The sequence below is a fragment of the Amycolatopsis sp. WAC 01416 genome, from assembly GCF_003947485.1.
Lineage (GTDB): Bacteria > Actinomycetota > Actinomycetes > Mycobacteriales > Pseudonocardiaceae > Amycolatopsis.
Genome location: NZ_QHHX01000012.1, coordinates 201,556 through 217,378 on the forward strand (window position 1 = coordinate 201,556; position 15,823 = coordinate 217,378).

General features: G+C 69.2%; 17 protein-coding genes. 9 read left to right on the top strand and 8 right to left on the bottom strand.

Annotated elements, in window-relative coordinates; translation table 11 throughout:
* Nucleotides 1-2: 2 nt before the first annotated feature.
* Together DL990_RS35650 and DL990_RS35655 are read right to left on the bottom strand one after the other, a co-directional pair.
* The gene (locus DL990_RS35650) at nucleotides 3-974 is read right to left on the bottom strand and encodes a R2-like ligand-binding oxidase (protein ID WP_125801329.1); all 972 of its coding nucleotides are present in this window, start codon (nucleotides 972-974) and stop codon (nucleotides 3-5) included.
* Complete coding sequence (locus DL990_RS35655; protein ID WP_199746734.1) at nucleotides 971-1,582, bottom strand: TetR/AcrR family transcriptional regulator; 612 nt, start codon at nucleotides 1,580-1,582, stop codon at nucleotides 971-973. Before DL990_RS35655 ends, DL990_RS35650 begins: the two co-directional genes overlap by 4 nt.
* 94 nt (nucleotides 1,583-1,676) lie before the next feature.
* Here DL990_RS35655 and DL990_RS35660 point away from each other — a divergent pair, with 94 nt between their 5' ends.
* Complete coding sequence (locus DL990_RS35660) at nucleotides 1,677-2,330, top strand: HAD family hydrolase (RefSeq protein WP_125801330.1); 654 nt, start codon at nucleotides 1,677-1,679, stop codon at nucleotides 2,328-2,330.
* Here the strand turns inward: DL990_RS35660 and DL990_RS35665 are convergent.
* Entirely contained in the window at nucleotides 2,266-2,511 is a 246-nt protein-coding gene (locus tag DL990_RS35665; RefSeq protein ID WP_125782053.1) for a hypothetical protein, read from the bottom strand. The two genes, DL990_RS35660 and DL990_RS35665, sit on opposite strands and share 65 nt — an antisense overlap.
* A 132-nt stretch (nucleotides 2,512-2,643) precedes the next feature.
* Here DL990_RS35665 and DL990_RS35670 point away from each other — a divergent pair, with 132 nt between their 5' ends.
* A complete protein-coding gene (locus tag DL990_RS35670) occupies nucleotides 2,644-3,030 on the top strand; it encodes a cold-shock protein (RefSeq protein ID WP_016337551.1) in 387 nt (128 codons plus the stop codon).
* A 447-nt stretch (nucleotides 3,031-3,477) separates the two neighbouring features.
* Here the strand turns inward: DL990_RS35670 and DL990_RS35675 are convergent, their stop codons facing one another.
* The 3 genes from DL990_RS35675 to DL990_RS35685 are packed head-to-tail and all read right to left on the bottom strand — an operon-like array spanning nucleotide 3,478 to nucleotide 6,727.
* Nucleotides 3,478-3,942, bottom strand: coding sequence for a DUF2771 family protein (locus tag DL990_RS35675; RefSeq protein WP_125782279.1), 465 nt, complete (start codon nucleotides 3,940-3,942; stop codon nucleotides 3,478-3,480).
* Nucleotides 3,943-3,970: 28 nt separating this feature from the next.
* Nucleotides 3,971-5,911 carry an MFS transporter gene (locus DL990_RS35680; RefSeq protein WP_125801331.1) on the bottom strand — a complete coding sequence of 647 codons (1,941 nt, stop codon included), beginning with the start codon at nucleotides 5,909-5,911 and terminating at the stop codon, nucleotides 3,971-3,973.
* A 51-nt stretch (nucleotides 5,912-5,962) separates the two neighbouring features.
* Entirely contained in the window at nucleotides 5,963-6,727 is a 765-nt protein-coding gene (locus tag DL990_RS35685; RefSeq protein WP_125801332.1) for a glutaminyl-peptide cyclotransferase, read from the bottom strand.
* Nucleotides 6,728-6,776: 49 nt separating this feature from the next.
* Here DL990_RS35685 and DL990_RS35690 point away from each other — a divergent pair, with 49 nt between their 5' ends.
* Together DL990_RS35690 and DL990_RS35695 are read left to right on the top strand one after the other, a co-directional pair.
* The gene (locus DL990_RS35690; protein WP_125801333.1) at nucleotides 6,777-7,718 is read left to right on the top strand and encodes a DUF3027 domain-containing protein; all 942 of its coding nucleotides are present in this window, start codon (nucleotides 6,777-6,779) and stop codon (nucleotides 7,716-7,718) included.
* A complete protein-coding gene (locus DL990_RS35695) occupies nucleotides 7,708-10,515 on the top strand; it encodes a sacsin N-terminal ATP-binding-like domain-containing protein (protein WP_125801334.1) in 2,808 nt (935 codons plus the stop codon). Before DL990_RS35690 ends, DL990_RS35695 begins: the two co-directional genes overlap by 11 nt.
* Before the next feature lie 104 nt (nucleotides 10,516-10,619).
* Here the strand turns inward: DL990_RS35695 and DL990_RS35700 are convergent, their stop codons facing one another.
* Complete coding sequence (locus DL990_RS35700) at nucleotides 10,620-10,847, bottom strand: DUF2530 domain-containing protein (RefSeq protein ID WP_125801418.1); 228 nt, start codon at nucleotides 10,845-10,847, stop codon at nucleotides 10,620-10,622.
* Between the two features lie 80 nt (nucleotides 10,848-10,927).
* Here DL990_RS35700 and DL990_RS35705 point away from each other — a divergent pair, with 80 nt between their 5' ends.
* The 5 genes from DL990_RS35705 (at nucleotide 10,928) to DL990_RS42020 (ending at nucleotide 14,686) form a co-directional block, all read left to right on the top strand.
* On the top strand, nucleotides 10,928-12,385 hold the full coding sequence (locus DL990_RS35705; protein WP_125801335.1) for an NCS2 family permease: 1,458 nt from the start codon (nucleotides 10,928-10,930) through the stop codon (nucleotides 12,383-12,385).
* Nucleotides 12,386-12,452: 67 nt separating this feature from the next.
* Nucleotides 12,453-12,884 (top strand): MarR family winged helix-turn-helix transcriptional regulator, encoded by a 432-nt coding sequence (locus DL990_RS35710; RefSeq protein ID WP_016337543.1) that lies wholly within the window; start codon nucleotides 12,453-12,455, stop codon nucleotides 12,882-12,884.
* A 107-nt stretch (nucleotides 12,885-12,991) separates the two neighbouring features.
* A complete protein-coding gene (locus DL990_RS35715; protein ID WP_125782041.1) occupies nucleotides 12,992-14,251 on the top strand; it encodes an MFS transporter in 1,260 nt (419 codons plus the stop codon).
* Entirely contained in the window at nucleotides 14,248-14,541 is a 294-nt protein-coding gene (locus DL990_RS35720) for a hypothetical protein (protein ID WP_233598692.1), read from the top strand. The genes DL990_RS35715 and DL990_RS35720 overlap by 4 nt, the downstream gene beginning before the upstream one ends.
* Nucleotides 14,519-14,686 carry a hypothetical protein gene (locus DL990_RS42020; protein WP_233598691.1) on the top strand — a complete coding sequence of 56 codons (168 nt, stop codon included), beginning with the start codon at nucleotides 14,519-14,521 and terminating at the stop codon, nucleotides 14,684-14,686. Before DL990_RS35720 ends, DL990_RS42020 begins: the two co-directional genes overlap by 23 nt.
* On the opposite strand, the gene DL990_RS35725 is transcribed toward DL990_RS42020, so the two are convergent.
* Nucleotides 14,683-15,696, bottom strand: coding sequence for a hypothetical protein (locus DL990_RS35725; RefSeq protein ID WP_125782039.1), 1,014 nt, complete (start codon nucleotides 15,694-15,696; stop codon nucleotides 14,683-14,685). The genes DL990_RS42020 and DL990_RS35725 overlap by 4 nt on opposite strands.
* Nucleotides 15,697-15,823: the final 127 nt, after the last annotated feature.

Genomic DNA, 15,823 nt, shown 5'->3' on the forward strand with positions numbered 1-15,823 from the left:
CGCTAGGCCGCGGTGTTGGCGGCAGCCTCGGCGATCGCCTTCGCGTCTTCTTCGCCGAAGGTCTCTTCGAGGTTCTCCGGCGAATAGTCGAGGTCGATCTGCTCCACCGGCATCCCGCGCGCGGATTCGATCGCGCCGAGACGCCGCTGCGCCCGGTCCGCCGCGTACTGGATGATCTCCTCCGGATCGTTGTCGAACGGGATCTCCTCGAACTGGTCCTGCACCCACTGGATCATGCCCAGCGCGTGGGGAAGCAGTTCGCCCATGCGTTGCTGCACCGCGTCCCACAGCGAGTCGTCCCCGGCGACGTGACGGCGGCAGGTGAAGGTGCCCCAGGCCATGTGGCGGCGTTCGTCGTCGCCGATGCGGCGCACCAGTTCCTGCATTCCCGGCAGGATGTCGTGCTGGGTGCAGATCAACTGCCAGGAGTAGTACCCGGTCAGCGCGAGACTGCCTTCGATGACGTGGTTGTAGGTGACGCTCGCGCGGATCTGGTTGAGCGGACTGGGATCGTCCTCCAGCGCCCGCAGCGACCGCGGCAGCTCCTCGTAGAAAAGCTTGCGGTAGTGGGGATTCTCCGCGACGTACGGATGCAGGTCCTCGGTGAGCCCGACGGCGTCCATCCAGCGGCGGAACACCTCGGTGTGCTTGGCCTCTTCGAAACAGAACTGCGTCAGGTACATCTCGTCGCCGAAGCGGCCCGTCGCGGACATCGCCCGCATGAACGGCTGGATGTCTTCGGTGACGGCCTCTTCGCCCGCGATGAACTGCGCCACCAGGTAGGTCGCCGACCGCTGCTGCTCCGGGTTGAGGGTGTCCCAGCCCTCGCGTTCACGGGAGAAGTCGATGTCGGCGGGGTTCCAGAACTTGTCGTTGCCCTTGACGAACAGCCGCAGCGGGAACGAGTCCCAGTTCAGCCCGCCCTTGCGCAGTGAGGAAAACCCGGTCCGCAGCTCGGAAAGAGTGCCGGTCATGACGTCCCCTTCGAATCGGTGGTCAGCGCCCGTATCGCGGGTGCCAGCACGGCGACAACGGAAGCCGCCGCCTCGTCGGCCGAATGCGTCGGCATGACGAGATGGGACAGGGAAAGCCGCACGACGGTCTCCGCCAGCAGCGCGGCGGACCCCGGCGAGAGCGACGGCTCGAACTCGCGGTACTGCCCGGCCGCGACCTCGGTGGCCGCGGTCAGGATCGGTTCGCCCTTGGTGGTGAGCAGCGGAAGGAGGTCCTCGCCCGCTTCGGTGCCCAGCGTGGTGGCGACGAGCCGGTTCTCGCGGGCGTGCTCGATCGTGTAGACGACCGCCTCGCGGATCCCGTCGCGCAGATCCCGCGCGTGCTGGACGCGCAGCCGGATGCCCTCCAGGAATTCCGACGTCGTCCGGAGGACCACGGCCTGGGCGAGCGCGGCCTTGGTGCCGAACTCGTTGTAGACGGTCTGCCTGCTCACCCCGGCGCGCGCGGCGACGTCCGCCATCCGCAGGGCCGTGAAGCCGTGTTCGGTGAGCAGTTCGGTGGCCGCGTCGAGCAGCGCCTCCCGTAGAGAGGCCTTGGTCCGGTCGGAGAAGCTCGTGATCTCGCCCACACTTCCAGCTTGACACAGATCACATCGATGTCAAAGAAGTTGACGAGCATCCATCCGGTGTAAATCAGTCGGTGGTGGCGGCTACCGTGATCGGGTGGGCATCACCGTGGGGTTCGACCTCGACATGACCTTGATCGATCCGCGGCCGGGCATGGTCGCGGTGATGAACGCGCTCGGCGTGGAGTCCGGCCTGCCGCTGGACGGCGAGTTCTTCGCGGCCAACCTCGGCCCGCCCCTCGACGACAGCCTGCGCGGCTTCGGCGCGCCGGAGGAACGCATCCCGGAGCTCGTGGCACGGTTCCGCGCGATGTACCCGGAGACCGTCGTGCCGGTGACGGTCGCGATGCCCGGGGCGGCCGAAGCACTGCACGCGGTCCGCGAGGCGGGCGGGCGCACGGTCGTCGTCACCGGCAAATACGGGCCCAACGCCAAACTCCACCTGGACGCACTCGGGCTCGAGGTCGACGTCCTGGTCGGAGAGCTGTGGTCGACGGAGAAGGCCGCCGCGCTCACCGAGCACGGTGCCCGTGTCTACGTCGGGGACCACCTCGGCGACGTGGGCGCCGCGTGCGCTGCGGGCGCCGTCCCGGTCGGGGTCACGACGGGCCCGTGCACCAAGGACGAACTGCTCGCGGAAGGAGCCGACGTGGTGTTCGACTCGCTGACCGAGTTCCCCGGCTGGTTCAGCTCTTTCGGCGAGCCTCGCGAACCAGGGCGATCAGGCCGAGGGCCAGCCCCAGCGGGGTGATGACGCCCGCCGCGGCGGACAGCCACACCGGCAGGTTCTCCAGTCCGGCGGCGAACAGGACGAACACCGCTGTGACGGCGATCATGCCGAGCGCGAACAGGCCGATGCCCACGCGCATCAGGATCGGTTTGCCGGGCTTTTCGGGGACGGCCACAGCGGCCTCCTTTACTGCGGTCTCCATGAACCAAAGGGTATCCGCCGGTATCCGCTTCTCCACAGGGCATGTGTCGAGATACGCTTATGGGACGCGCGCCCTGGGTACGCCCCCGGGCGCGTTCGTTGTGAGCGGGACAGCAAAGGATTGGTGAGGGAAGTGCCGACCGGCAAGGTCAAGTGGTACGACGCGGAGAAGGGTTTCGGTTTCGTCACCCAGGATGGGGGCGCCGACGTCTACATCCGCAAAGCCGCGCTGCCACAGGGCGTCGAAGGACTCAAGGCCGGGCAGCGCCTCGAGTTCGGTGTCGCCGACGGCCGCCGCGGGCCGCAAGCGCTCTCCGTCCGGCTGCTGGACCCGCCGCCCTCGGTCGCCGAGGCGCGCCGCCGCCCCGCCGAGGAGCTGCACGGGCTCATCGAGGACATGATCAAGCTGCTCGAGCTCAAGGTGCAGCCGGACCTGCGGCGCAACCGCTACCCGGACCGCAAGAACACCAAGCAGATCGCCGAGATCATGCGCGCCGTCGCCAGGGACCTCGATCCCTGATCCGGCGCCGTCTCCAAGCGCTATGAAAGGCCCCTTCATTGCAAAATTTGCAATGAAGGGGCCTTTCATGTCGTTTTACGCCCGCACGGTGTCTTAGGTATCTGCCGGATTCTGACTGCGGTTGGCCGCTGGGTGCCCGGGTCTGTGAAGGCCTCCTTGCCTACCTGGAAGGTGCGGTCCGGCGGGTAGTGGACTCGAGCGGGCAAGTACGTGAAGGCCCCCTTCATTGCGCTAGGCGCCATGAAGGGGGCCTTCACGTACTTGCGGACACGGTCAAACTAGATGCAAACGGACATTTCTCCTCGATTTCCGTCCTCTGTGGACGATTGGCGAGTCTGAAGAGCCGCGGCCCTAAGTTCCTGGCATTGACCCTGAAGGTAGTGAAGGAGGCCTTCACCTGATCAGCTCAGGAACAAGCCCGCGCGGTAGCAAAGGTCCCTTGCTCCCTCAGACGGCCGGCGGCTCGACCTGCAGCGACCAGATCGCCGTCGTGACCGCCTCGGCGTCCTCAGGACGTCCGGTCTGGCTGATCACCGAAGCCTGCGCGACCTCGACGACGAGGATCTGGTCGTCGGGCCGGGGTGTCGTCACGGTGTAGGCGAACCGGTCCAGCGACGTGATGATGTCCTGCTTGAGCTCCTGCGGCTCGCCCTTGCCGTTCACGTACTGCACCGTGACCTTCCACGGCGTTTCCGCGATCGCGCTCGGCACGGAGATCTGCACCGGCTTCCCCGGCCGGATGCGCAGCTTGCCCGCGGCGTCGGGCTTGGTCGTGCACTGGGCGCTCTTGATGTCGCAGGAGGCCAGCGGGGTGACGTTCACCGTCTTGCCGTCGGCGAAGAAGGTCACCTCTTCGGGGCCCGGGGCCGAACAACCGGCCACCACGAAACCACCCGCCGCGAGCAGGGCCAAAATACGAAGTCGCCGCATACGGTGAAGATTACGAGCTCGGCCGCCACCGGGAGTCACCGGGCTGCGAGGGGATCGGCGATTCGCTGGTCGGCTCCGGGCGCAGCGGCCGGTCGCCGCCGAGTCCCGGGATCAGCGAAGTGCCGCGCCGGACCATGAACGTCTGCGTGAACCCGACGGCCAGCAGGATCGAAAGCACCAGGAAGCCGATCCAGTACGTCGGCGGCAGCAGCAGGCCGACGGCACCGCCGAAGCACCAGGACATCTGCAGCACGGTCTCCGACCGGCCGAACGCCGACGCGCGCGACTCTTCCGGCAGGTCTTCCTGGATGACGGCGTCGAGGCTGATCTTCGCCAGCGCGCTCGCGGTCGCGCCGACGAGCGCGACGATCGCCGCCGTCGCCAGGCCTGCCGCCACGGTGGCGATGACCGCGATGCCGAGACAGGCTCCGACGCAGGCCAGGATCACTTGGTCCGGTTTGCCGAAGTGCAGCCGGGAGCCGAGCGCGTTCCCCAGGAAACCGCCGGCGCCCGCCGCGGCGCCGATGATGCCGAGCAGCAGCAACTGGTCGAACGGGCTCTGCCCGCTGCCCTCGGCCTGCGCCTTCACCGCGAACGCGGAGAACATCATCAGGAACCCGGTCAGCACGCGGACGGTGCCGTTGCCCCACAACGAGACGACGATCTGCCGCCCCATCGGCTGCCGCTGCTTCTTGACCCGCCGTTCGGGATGCGCGGACAGCGAAGCGGGCACCTCGCCTTCGGTCTTCTCGACCCAGGACGGGATGCGCATCGACTGCACCGCGGCCGCGACGCAGATCACCATGGTGAACCACAGCGCGCCCTGCGAGCCCCAGATCGCGTTGACCCCGCTCGCCAGCGCGCCGAACGCGCCGGCGGCGATCAGGCCGAACACGGTGAGCCGCGCGTTCGTCTTCGAAAGGGTGATCTCGGGCGGCAGCACCCGTGGGGTCATCGCGGCCTTGAGCACGGTGAACGACTTCGAGAGCACCATCATGCCCAGCGCCGCCGGGTACAGGAGCCAGTCGTCGAAGTGCAGCGCCATCACGATGGCCATCAGCGCCTGGCCTGCCGAAGACACGCACATGGCGAGACGGCGGCCGCGCTGGATCCTGTCCAGTGCCGGGCCGATCACCGGCGCGACCAGCGCGAACGGGGCGATCGTGATGAGGAGGTAGAGCGCGACCTTGCCCTTGCTCTCCCCGCTGGTGGCGGCGAAGAACAAGGTGTTGGCCAGCGCGATCGCCATCGCGGCGTCGCTGGCGTAGTTCAGCATCACCGCGTACGTCAGCGAAGTCAGGCCCGATTTGTCGGCGCCGTCCGCCTTCGTCGCGCGCTGGAAGGCGCCGACGGCCTGCCCGGTGAGCTGACGGCTGCGCATCGCCGCGACCCGGGTGACCGTGATCTTCTTCGGCATCTTCGGCAGGGAACCGGCCCGCGGCGGGACCGCGGTCGTCGGGTTCTCCTGCGGCAGCTCTTCGGCGTAGCGCGGCTCGCCCGCGTAACCGCCGGTGTCGTAGTGCTCGTACTCGCCGCTGCCCGGTGGGTGGTCGTCGTAGAACCCGCCCGGACGACGCCGGACTGGTTCGGTCTGCCGCTGCGAAGGATCCGGATACGGGCGCGCGCCGCGGGGAGGTGTCCGAGGCGGAGGCGGCGGTGGTGGCTGGTGGTGCCCCATCGGGATCGCGCTGGTGCGCGCCTCGTCGGCGGTCGGCCCGGCGGGATGCGGCTGGTACTGGGGGTGGTGCTGTGGCTGGGGGCGGGCCGCGCGCGGCGGGGCGGGCGGCACCGGCTGCTGGTCGACGCGGGTCGGCGGCGGCGCGGACCAGTTGCGCGCCTGGGCGGCTCCCGGCTCCGGCGTCCACTTCCGCTTGCTCTTGCGGCCACGCTCCTTGCCCGACCGGCCGGAAGGCGTGCCGTCGGGTCCAGAGTTCGAGCCGAAGATTCCCACCCTGCAATCCTGCCTTACGCGGGACCCGCTTCGCGCGTTCACCACTGCTTTCTAGGCGGCAGGGACGAATTTCACGCGGAACATCCTTGGCCAGAGCTTGCCGGTGAGCACGAACTCGTCGGTCCCGGGCACCGCCGCGATGCCGTTGAGGACGTCGGCGGAGCTCCGTTCCTCGGGAGTGAGCAGCCCGGACGCGTCGATTTCGCCGGTGACCCGCCCGGTCGCGGCGTCGATCCGCAGGATCCGGTCCGTCTGCCAGACGTTCGCGTACACGGAGTCCCCGACGCATTCCAGTTCGTTCAGCTGGTCACGCCCGACGTCGACGCCGCCCGTCGGAGCGAAGGACACGGGGTCGCGGAAGGTCAGCTTCGACGAGCCGTCGCTCATCACCAGCTGTCCCGTGCTCTCGCGGTGACACAGGCCCCATCCCTCACCGGTGTAGTTCACCCGCCTGAGCTCGGCCAGCGTCTTGGCGTCGCGTTCGATCGCGACGCCGTCCTGCCAGGTGATCTGCCAGGTCGTCGGCCCGAGCACGGTGATGCCCTCGCCGAACAGGCCGGGCAGGTCCTGCCGGACCGTCGGCGCCGCGCCCGCGGGCCCGGCCCGCATCGACGACTTCCCGACCAGGCCGGTCCCCTCGTACAGCGTCTCGCCGGAGAACTCGAGGCCCTGGGTGAAGGCGGCCGGGTCGTGAGGCAGCTTCGACAGCACCTGCACCTGGAACTTCTCCGGCGGGGCCGCCTCGCTCACCGGCGCGGCGGCGCAGCCGCCGAGGACGGCGGCCAGCAGGAGCGACATGGTCATCGGCGTGCGCACGCGGACAGCCTGACACGGACCGCGATATCGCGTGCGGCAGAATGGGGGCATGACCCTGCTGTTGACCCTGGACGACGGCTCCATCCAGCGCAAACTCGCCGAGGCGGTCGATCTCGCCCGTACCGCGGTGCTGGCGGACGCCGGTGCCGAACAGGTCGGCGCGCACGTCGGCGTGGACTCCGAGGACGCGGTTTCCGCGAGCCACCTGTTCGAGGCGACCGTGTCGGGTTATCGAGGTTGGCGCTGGTCGGTCACGGTCGCGCTCGCCGGCGAGGAAGAGCCGATCACGGTCAGCGAGGTCGTGCTGATCCCCGGTCCGGAAGCGCGCGTCGCCCCGGCGTGGGTGCCGTGGGATCGCCGCGTCCAGGCCGGCGATCTCGGTGTCGGCGACATCTTCCCGGTGGAGAAGGACGACCCGCGGCTCGCCCCGGCGTACCTGCAGTCCGACGACCCCGCGGTCGAGGAGGTCGCCAAGGAGGCCGGTCTCGGCCGGGTCCACGTGCTGTCGCGGCACGGCAGGCTCGACGCCGCCGCCCGCTGGCACAGCGGTGAGTTCGGCCCGCGGTCGGACATGGCGCGCAGCGCGCCGGACGTCTGCGGGAGCTGCGGCTTCTTCGTGCCGCTCGCCGGGTCGCTGAGCGCGGCCTTCGGCGCGTGCACCAACGACATCTCCCCGGCGGACGGTCACGTCGTCGACGTCGAGTACGGCTGTGGCGCGCACTCCGAGATCGAGGTCGAGGTGACTTCGTCGGTGCCGGTGGCGGAACTGGTCTACGACGACTCGCTGATCGACTTCGAGCCCGCGCCGGAAGCGGCCACCGAGGTCACTGAGCCCGAGCCCGCCGAGGCCACGGTCGTCGACGAGTCCGAAGCCCCGGTCGCCGAGGCGCCTGAGACCGCCGAAGTCCAGCCGGAGGTCGAGCCCGAGGCCGTCGCCGTGGACACCGCCGACGAAGCGCAGGTCGAAGCCGAAAGCGCCAGTGAGCACTGACCCGTTCGGCACCGAGCGGCTGCGTGCCGCCGTCCTGCGAGCGTGGGCCGACTCGCCGACGCGCTTCACCGAGGACACGAACACCGAGAACGACCTGCGGGTCGGCGGCTACCGTGACCGGCTGTTCGTCGAGCTGGCGCAGAACGCTGCCGACGCGGCCTTGGCGGCCGGCGAACGCGGCACGCTCCGGGTGTCCCTTGTGGATGGTGAGCTGAGGTTCGCCAACACGGGTGCGCCGCTGGACGCGCGCGGCGTCGAATCCCTTGCCTCCCTTCGTGCTTCGGGCAAGGGGGAGGAGACCGTCGGTCGTTTCGGCGTCGGGTTCGCCGCCGTGCTCACCGTTTCCGCCGAGCCGCGGATCGTTTCGGCGACCGGCGGGGTCGCGTTCTCCGCGGAACGCACACGGGCCGAAGCCGGCCGCACCGGCGACGTTCCCGTGCTCCGGCTTCCGTGGCCGGTCGCGGACGACGAACCTCCGGTGCCCGAAGGTTTCACGACCGAGGTCCGGCTTCCACTGCGCGAGGGCGTCGACGGTCAAGCCCTGCTGGCGGAGCTGAAGAACGACATCGGCGACCTCCTGCTCACCCTGTCCTGGCTGGAGAGCATCGAGGTCGAGGGCGGTGTCTGGCGCCGGTCCGATCTAGGTGACGGTGTCGTCGAACTCGCGTCACCGGACGGTTCCGAGCACTGGCAGGTCCACCGTGGCGAGGTCGTCTGGGCCGTCCCGCTGGACGGCGCCGGTTCGCCGCGGCCGCTCGGCGAAGACGTCCTGCACGCGCCGACCCCCACCGACGACGAGCTTTCCCTGCCCGCGAGGCTGATCGCGACGCTGCCGATCGAGCCGTCACGTCGTCGCGCGCTGCCGGGGCCGGAGCTGACCGCGGCGCTGAAGAACGCCGCGCGGGAGTACGTCGCCCTCGTTTGTTCCTTGCCCGCCAAGGAACGCCTGCTGCTCGTGCCAGGCGGGGGCTTCCCGCGTTCCACTGTGGACGGAACGCTGCGGGAGGCCATCCTCGAAAATCTCGCCGACTCGCCCTGGCTTCCCTCGCAAGCAGGTGACGACTTGCCGGGGCGTCGGGCGCGTGTCCTGTCGGTGGACGTACCGGGGCTGGCGCCACTGCTGGCCGATCTCGTGCCCGGGCTGATTTCCCTGTCCGGTGTGGACCTTCGCGCCGTCGGTGCGCAATCGGTTTCGCCTGCCGAAGCCATCGAGCAGCTGACCGGGGTCCAGCGCGAGCCGTCGTGGTGGCGCTCGCTCTACGACGTGCTGCTCCCGGCCCTCGAAGCGCACGACCTCACCAAGGACGACCTCGGCGCCTTGCCGGTGCCGATGTCGGACGGCCGCACGTTGCCCGGCGTGCGCGACGCGTTGCTCGTCGGCGGCTCGGCGGAACTGCTCGAACTGCTGTCCGATGTGGACATTCTCGGGCTGCGGCTCGTGCATCCGGCCGCCGCGCATCCGTTGCTGGAACGCTTGGGCGCCAAGCATGCCGAGGCGAGCGACCTGCTGGAGGCCGACGCGCTGAGCGCCGCCGTCGAGCGCAGTGCCGAAGACGTCCGGTCCGGTTTGGACGGTATGGCGCTCGCCGGTGCGGTGCTCCGCCTGATCGCCGAAGTCGGCGACGAGGCGCCCGAATGGGCGGGCGCGCTGGCGTTGCCGAGCGAGGACGGCTGGCGGCGCGCGGACGAACTCGTCCTGCCCACCTCGCCGCTGGGCGACATCTTCGATCCCGAGGTGTTCGAGGAAGACGGCGCCTTGTCCGTACTGGACGAGGAATTCGCCGAGGACTGGCCGACGGCCACGCTTGTCGCGGTCGGGGTACTCGATTCCTTCGCGATCATCACCGACGACGAACCGCTGGAACCCGAGCACGGCCTGCCCGACGAGCACGAATGGTGGGATTCGCGGGAGCGGCCGCCGTCACGGGTGCTCGCCGTACGCGATCTCGACCTCGTCGGCGACGACGCGTGGCCGGAGGCGCTGCGGTTGCTCGCGTCCCGTCCGGAAACCTGGCGTGCCCTCACCGAACCCGGCGGGCACACCGGCTGGTGGCTCGCGCGCTACGCGCTGCTCGACGGGCACGCGCCGCTCGATTGGCGGATGCCGTCGGCCACCGCGCTGGCCGGGCTCTACGACGTCGTCCCGGATTCGGGGCTGAGCAAGGAGATCCTGCTCGCCGCCGGGGTGCGGACAGAGCTGGGAACGGACGCCGAAGACGTCGAAGATCTCCTGGAGCGGCTGGGTGATCCCGGGCGCAAGGTGAGCCCCGGTCTCGCTTCCCGGGCGCACGCGGCACTCGCCGAGTACACAGTGGACGTCGCGCCGCCGGATCGTGTCCGGGCGGCGGACGGTTCGGCCGTCGACGCTCGCGACGCCGTCGTGCTCGACGTGCCGTGGTTCGCCGCCGTGCTGGCGCCGGACCGGATGGTCGTCTCGGCGAGCGGTGCCGCCGCGCTGGCGGAACTGCTGGACCTGCCGGTGGCGAGCGGTCTCGACGCCAAGGTCACCGAGGGCGGCGAGTACGTGCCGTGGACGGAGCTTTCCGCGCTCCGGCTGGCCGCCGATCAGCTGGGCGTCGAACTGCCCGACGGCGGCGTGCTGCTGCACGAGTCTCTGACGGTGACCTTCGAGGACGCGGAGCACGAAGTCGCCTGGTGGTCCGACGGCACGCTGCACGCCGCCGACACCCCTGAAGGCCTCGGCCGCGCCTTCGCCTGGGCCACCGACCGGTGGGCCGACCGCCACGTGCTCACGGCCCTGCTCGACGACCCCTCGCCGTCGGCCCTGCTCAACTGACGCAATTCGTCACCTACTTGCGACCCGACCCGCCGCGATTCGTCACCTACTTGCGACGAGTGCGGAGCGCACCCATCGCAAGTAAGTGACGAATCGCGGGGAAGCTAGAAGCGTTGGGCGCTCTTCGAGCCCCGGCGGGCGGCGGCGCGCTGCCAGGCGATGATCGCGAGCCCGATGAAGCCGAGCACGAGGCCGGAGAACGCCGTCTGCACCCAGATGCCGTCGGTCACAAAGAACAGGACCACGGTCGCGACCGCCCAGAGCGAGGTACCTACGATCACGACCGGCGTCAGGTCGGTCAGCCGCTTCGGCAGCTCCGGCGTTGGCCGCAATGAACCGTTTACTTCCCCGGAATTGATCGAATCGCCCACGTGGGGAAGGGTACCCGGCAACGGGCGAAGGGTGGTACGCGATGGCGGAGCAGCGCACCCGGTCCACACTGGACCGGTTCTTCAAGATCAGCGAGCGCGGCTCGACACCGGGGCGTGAGGTCCGCGGCGGGATCGTCACCTTCTTCACGATGGCCTACATCGTCGTCCTCAACCCGCTGATCCTCGGCAGCTTCTCCGCGGACGACGCGGGCGCGCACAAGGACATCCTCGGCAACATCCTCCCCGTGCCGCAGGTCGCCGCGGTGACCGCGCTGGTCGCCGGGGTGCTGACCATCATCATGGGCCTGGTCGCGAACTACCCGTTCGCCATCGCCACCGGCCTCGGCATCAACAGCCTGATCGCGGTCACCTTCGCCTCGCAGATGACCTGGCCCGAGGCGATGGGCCTGGTGGTGATGGAGGGGCTGGTCATCGTCCTGCTGGTCTTCGCCGGCATCCGGACGGCGGTGTTCAACGCCGTGCCGCCGCCGCTGAAATCCGCGATCGCGGTCGGCATCGGCCTGTTCATCTGCCTGATCGGCCTGGTCGACGCCGGATTCGTCCGCCGCGTCCCGGACGACGCGAAGACCACCGTGCCGGTGGGGCTGGGCATCAACGGTTCGATCGCGTCGTGGCCGACGCTGGTGTTCGTCGTCGGCCTGCTGGTCACCGGCATCCTGGTGGCGAAGCGGGTCAAGGGCGCGATCCTGATCGGTGTGCTCGCCTCGACCGTGCTGGCGATCGTCGTCGAGGCGATCACCAAGGTCGGCCCGTCGAAGGGCGTCAACCCGCTGGGCTGGAACCTCGGCTACCCGGCCCTGCCGGATCAGGTCCTCGGCATGCCGGACCTCTCGCTGGTCGGCGACATCTCCTTCGGCGCCTGGACGCGGCTGCCGATCATCACCGTCGTGCTGCTGGTGTTCACCCTGGTGCTGGCGGACTTCTTCGACACCATGGGCTCGATGACCGGGCTGGCGAAGGAAGGCGGCCTGCTCCCGCCGGACGGCAAACTCCCGAACGTCGGCAAGGCCCTGTTCGTCGACGGCACCGCCGCGGTGGCGGGTGGCTTCGCGTCGTCGAGTTCGAACACCGTCTTCGTCGAATCCGCGTCCGGTATCGCGGAGGGCGCCCGGACCGGGCTCGCGAACGTCGTCACGGGCGTGCTCTTCATCGCGGCCATGTTCCTGACCCCGCTCTACCAGGTCGTGCCGGTCGAGGCCGCCGCTCCGGCGCTGGTCGTCGTCGGCGCGCTGATGATGAGCCAGGTCAAGGAGATCGACTTCTCCGACTTCACCATCGCGCTCCCCGCGTTCCTGACCATCGTGATCATGCCGTTCACCTACTCGATCGCGAACGGCATCGGCGCCGGCTTCGTCAGCTACGTCGTCATCCGCGCCGTCACCGGGAAGGCGAAGGGCGTGCACCCGCTGATGTGGGGCATCGCGGTGATGTTCGTGGCCTACTTCGCGGTCGGCCCCATCCAAGCCGCGTTCAACTGACCAGCGGTTTTGCCAGCCGTGGGCGATCTCACGGGCCGATGACCCGATCGTGAGGTAAGCTAACTATATGTCCGGAGACACGCACGAGCGCTCATTGGCGAGCCGCCTGCGTCTCGCGGTGGTGCGGCTCAATCGACGGCTGCGGGCCCAGCGGGCCGGTGACGGCATCTCGCTGACCCAGGTTTCCGCGTTGTCGACGCTGCACAAATGCGGTGCGCTGACCCCTGGCCAGCTCGCCGCGAAGGAAGGCGTCCAGCCGCCCTCGATGACGAGGGTGATCGCCGCGCTCGAGGAGATGGGTTACGTCGAGCGCAGGCCGCATCCGACGGACGGCCGCCAGGCCATCGTCGAGTTGTCCGACCGCGGCCGGGCCTACGTGATCGAGCAGATCACCGCGCGGGAGATCTGGCTGGACAAGCAATTGGCGGAGTTGAGCGCCGAAGAACGTGAAGTGCTCTCTCGCGCCTCCGAGATCATCGACAGGATGGCGGGGAACTAACAGCGGTGACGACCACGGGTAACGAAACACAGTGTCCTTCGAAGACCACCGTTACCCGGGAACCCGCTCCACCACCGCCACCCACGCCCGAGAAGCCGCGCGGGAGCATGTTCTCCTCGCTGAAGGTCCGTAACTACCGGCTCTTCTTCACCGGCCAGGTCATCTCGAACATCGGCACCTGGATGCAGCGCATCGCCCAGGACTGGCTGGTGTTCACCCTCAGCGGCAACGACCCGATCGCGCTCGGCATCGCGGTCGCCCTGCAGTTCCTGCCGACGTTGTTCCTCTCGTTGTGGGCCGGGGTGCTCGCCGACCGCGTCGACAAGCGGCGGCTGCTGATCGGCATCCAGATCGCCGTGCTGGCGCAGGCGGTCGTCCTCGGCGCACTCGACCTGAGCGGGATCGCCGCGCTCTGGCACGTCTACCTCCTCTGCTTCACCCTCGGCGTGACGGCGTCGCTGGAAGTGCCCGCGCGGCAGTCGTTCGTCGCCGAGATGGTCGGCAGGGACAAGGTCACCAACGCCGTCGCGCTCAACTCCTCGATCTTCAACATGGCCCGCATCGTCGGCCCGGCCATCGCGGGTTTCGCGATCACCTGGGTCGGCACCGGCTGGCTGTTCATGGCGAACGCGGTGAGCACGGGCGCCGTCATCGTCGCGCTGGTCATGATGAACCCGGACAAGCTCTTCCGCGGCCCGGCCATCCCGCGCGAGAAGGGGCAACTCGTCGAGGGGCTGCGGTACGTCCGGCGGCGCAGTGACCTGATGACCGTGATGGTGCTGGTGTTCTTCGTGAGCACGTTCGGCATCACGTACTTCACGTCGCTGCCGATCGTGGCCGCGAACGTCTTCCACACCGACGCCGACGGCTACGGCCTGCTGTCGACACTGGTCGCCGTCGGCACCTTCACCGGCGCGCTGATGTCGGCCCGCCGCAACACTCGCGGCGGTCCCCGGGTGCGGCTGCTGCTGATCTCGGCGTTCCTGCTCGGCGCGTTCGAGGTGATCACCGCGTTCATGCCGACGTACCTGACCTTCGGCCTCGCGCTGATCCCGCTCGGCTTCGCCACGATCACCTTCCTGAACACGGCGAACGCGCTGGTGCAGACCGCGGTCAGCCCGGAGATGCGCGGCCGCGTGATGGGCCTGTACGTGCTGGTGCTGATCGGCGGCAACCCCGTCGGCGGCCCGATGACCGGCTGGATGGCCGACGCCTTCGGCGGCCGCTCGCCGTTCTACATCGGCGGCGCGATCTCGGCGGTCGCCGCGGTGGTCTGCGCCGTCGTGCTGATCCGGCGCGGCGGGGTGAGCCTGCCGGTGCGGCGGTTCGGGAACGGGCTGCGCGTGCTGAAGAGGGAACGGGTGTGAACAGGCTCGGTGTCGAGCCGTCGGTGACGTCCTGGAACGACGGTGAGGCCCGGTTCCTGGACTGGACGATCGACGGCGTGGCGGTGCGCTCGATGGTTCCCGTACAGGAGCAGACACCGTTGTTCCTGCACGACGAACGGTGGCGTGAGTCGGCGGTCGAGACGCTTTCGCGGTTGCTCGGCCACCTGCCCGGCGACTTCGACGACGGCGCGTGTCGCGCTGCTCTTCTGCCCGCTGTGCGGCGACTTGGGCTGCGGCGGGTACAGCGTGGAGGTCGTCTTCGGCGATGACGTGGTCGAGTGGCGGGCTTTCGGCCACCAGTACGACTACGAGCCTTTCGATCCCGACCAGGAGTTCTCGTTCACCGGGGCCCGATTCGACCGGAAGGCGTACGAGACCCTGCTCGGTGACCTCTTGTCGAATTACCGGGTCTAACGGCCGAGCAGCGGCGGCACCATCTTCTCGGCGAGCGCCGGGAGATCGCCGGTGCCCTTGAACTTCAGCGTCTGCCCGTCGGGATCGTCGGTGAGCTGCACGACGACGCCTCGTTCGTCGACCTGAGCGGGCAGCCCGGCGATCGTCGTGGTCGGAACGACGGCCGTGGACAGCGCGCTGTAATCCGCGGTCACGCCGTTCAGCTCGCACGCGGCGAAGAAGTTCGGCTTCGCCTTGTCTGCGGTCACGCCGAGCGCGCGGCCGAGTTCGCCGCACAACAGCCAGGAGATCACCGGAAGCGGCCGGTCCTTGATCGGGCCCGGCTCGATCTGCTCCAGCGGGATCTCACCGTCTTCGCCGATTTTCGGCAACTTCGGCCCCGGCGGTGTCGCACCGGCGATCAGCGCCTCGGCGAGCGCCTTCGCCTTCTCTTCCGATCCAGGGCTTTCGGTGAGCCTGCCGCGAACGGAGACGTGCAGCACCGGCGAGGCGCCGTTGTGCGGCGCGACCTCGACGAGTTCGACGCTCAGGCTGGTGCCGTCCTTGTCCGTGGCGATGACCGCGAGCTTGCCCGCGACGGTGGTCCTCGTGGGCATGCCCCGGCTCGTGTCCTCGGGCAGTGCGGCGATCATCCGCGCGCTGACGTCGAGCTTCGCCGTGACCGCGTGACAGGACATTCCCGCTTCCAGGAGCGTCGGGCCGCCGAGGATCTCCTCCCAGCGCTGCTCCGGGATCGCCTGGCAGAGCACCTGCGCGCCGGTCTCGTCCGTCAGCGCGGCCACCATCTCACCCGTCGGCATCAGGACCGGGCGGAGCGCCTGCCCGGACGTGGACGGCCAGACCGTGGGGAGCGTGGCCTCTGGCTCGTCGTTTTCGTTCAGCAGGGTGATGGCGACGACGATCCCCACACCGAACAACAACAGGACACTGGTCAGCGCGCAACCCGCCCAGATCCACATCGGACGGTCGGTCTTGCGCGCGATGGCGCGGTAGTCGTGCGGGGTGGCCACGGGGAGAAGCTAGCCCGTCGGACGCCCGCTGTCCGGCGAAACGCCAACCCGATGGGTGGATCCGGCGAGTGGGCGTTCGGGAAGGGGTGCGGTAGACCAGCGCCGGTTGTGAGATGCGCCCAATGTG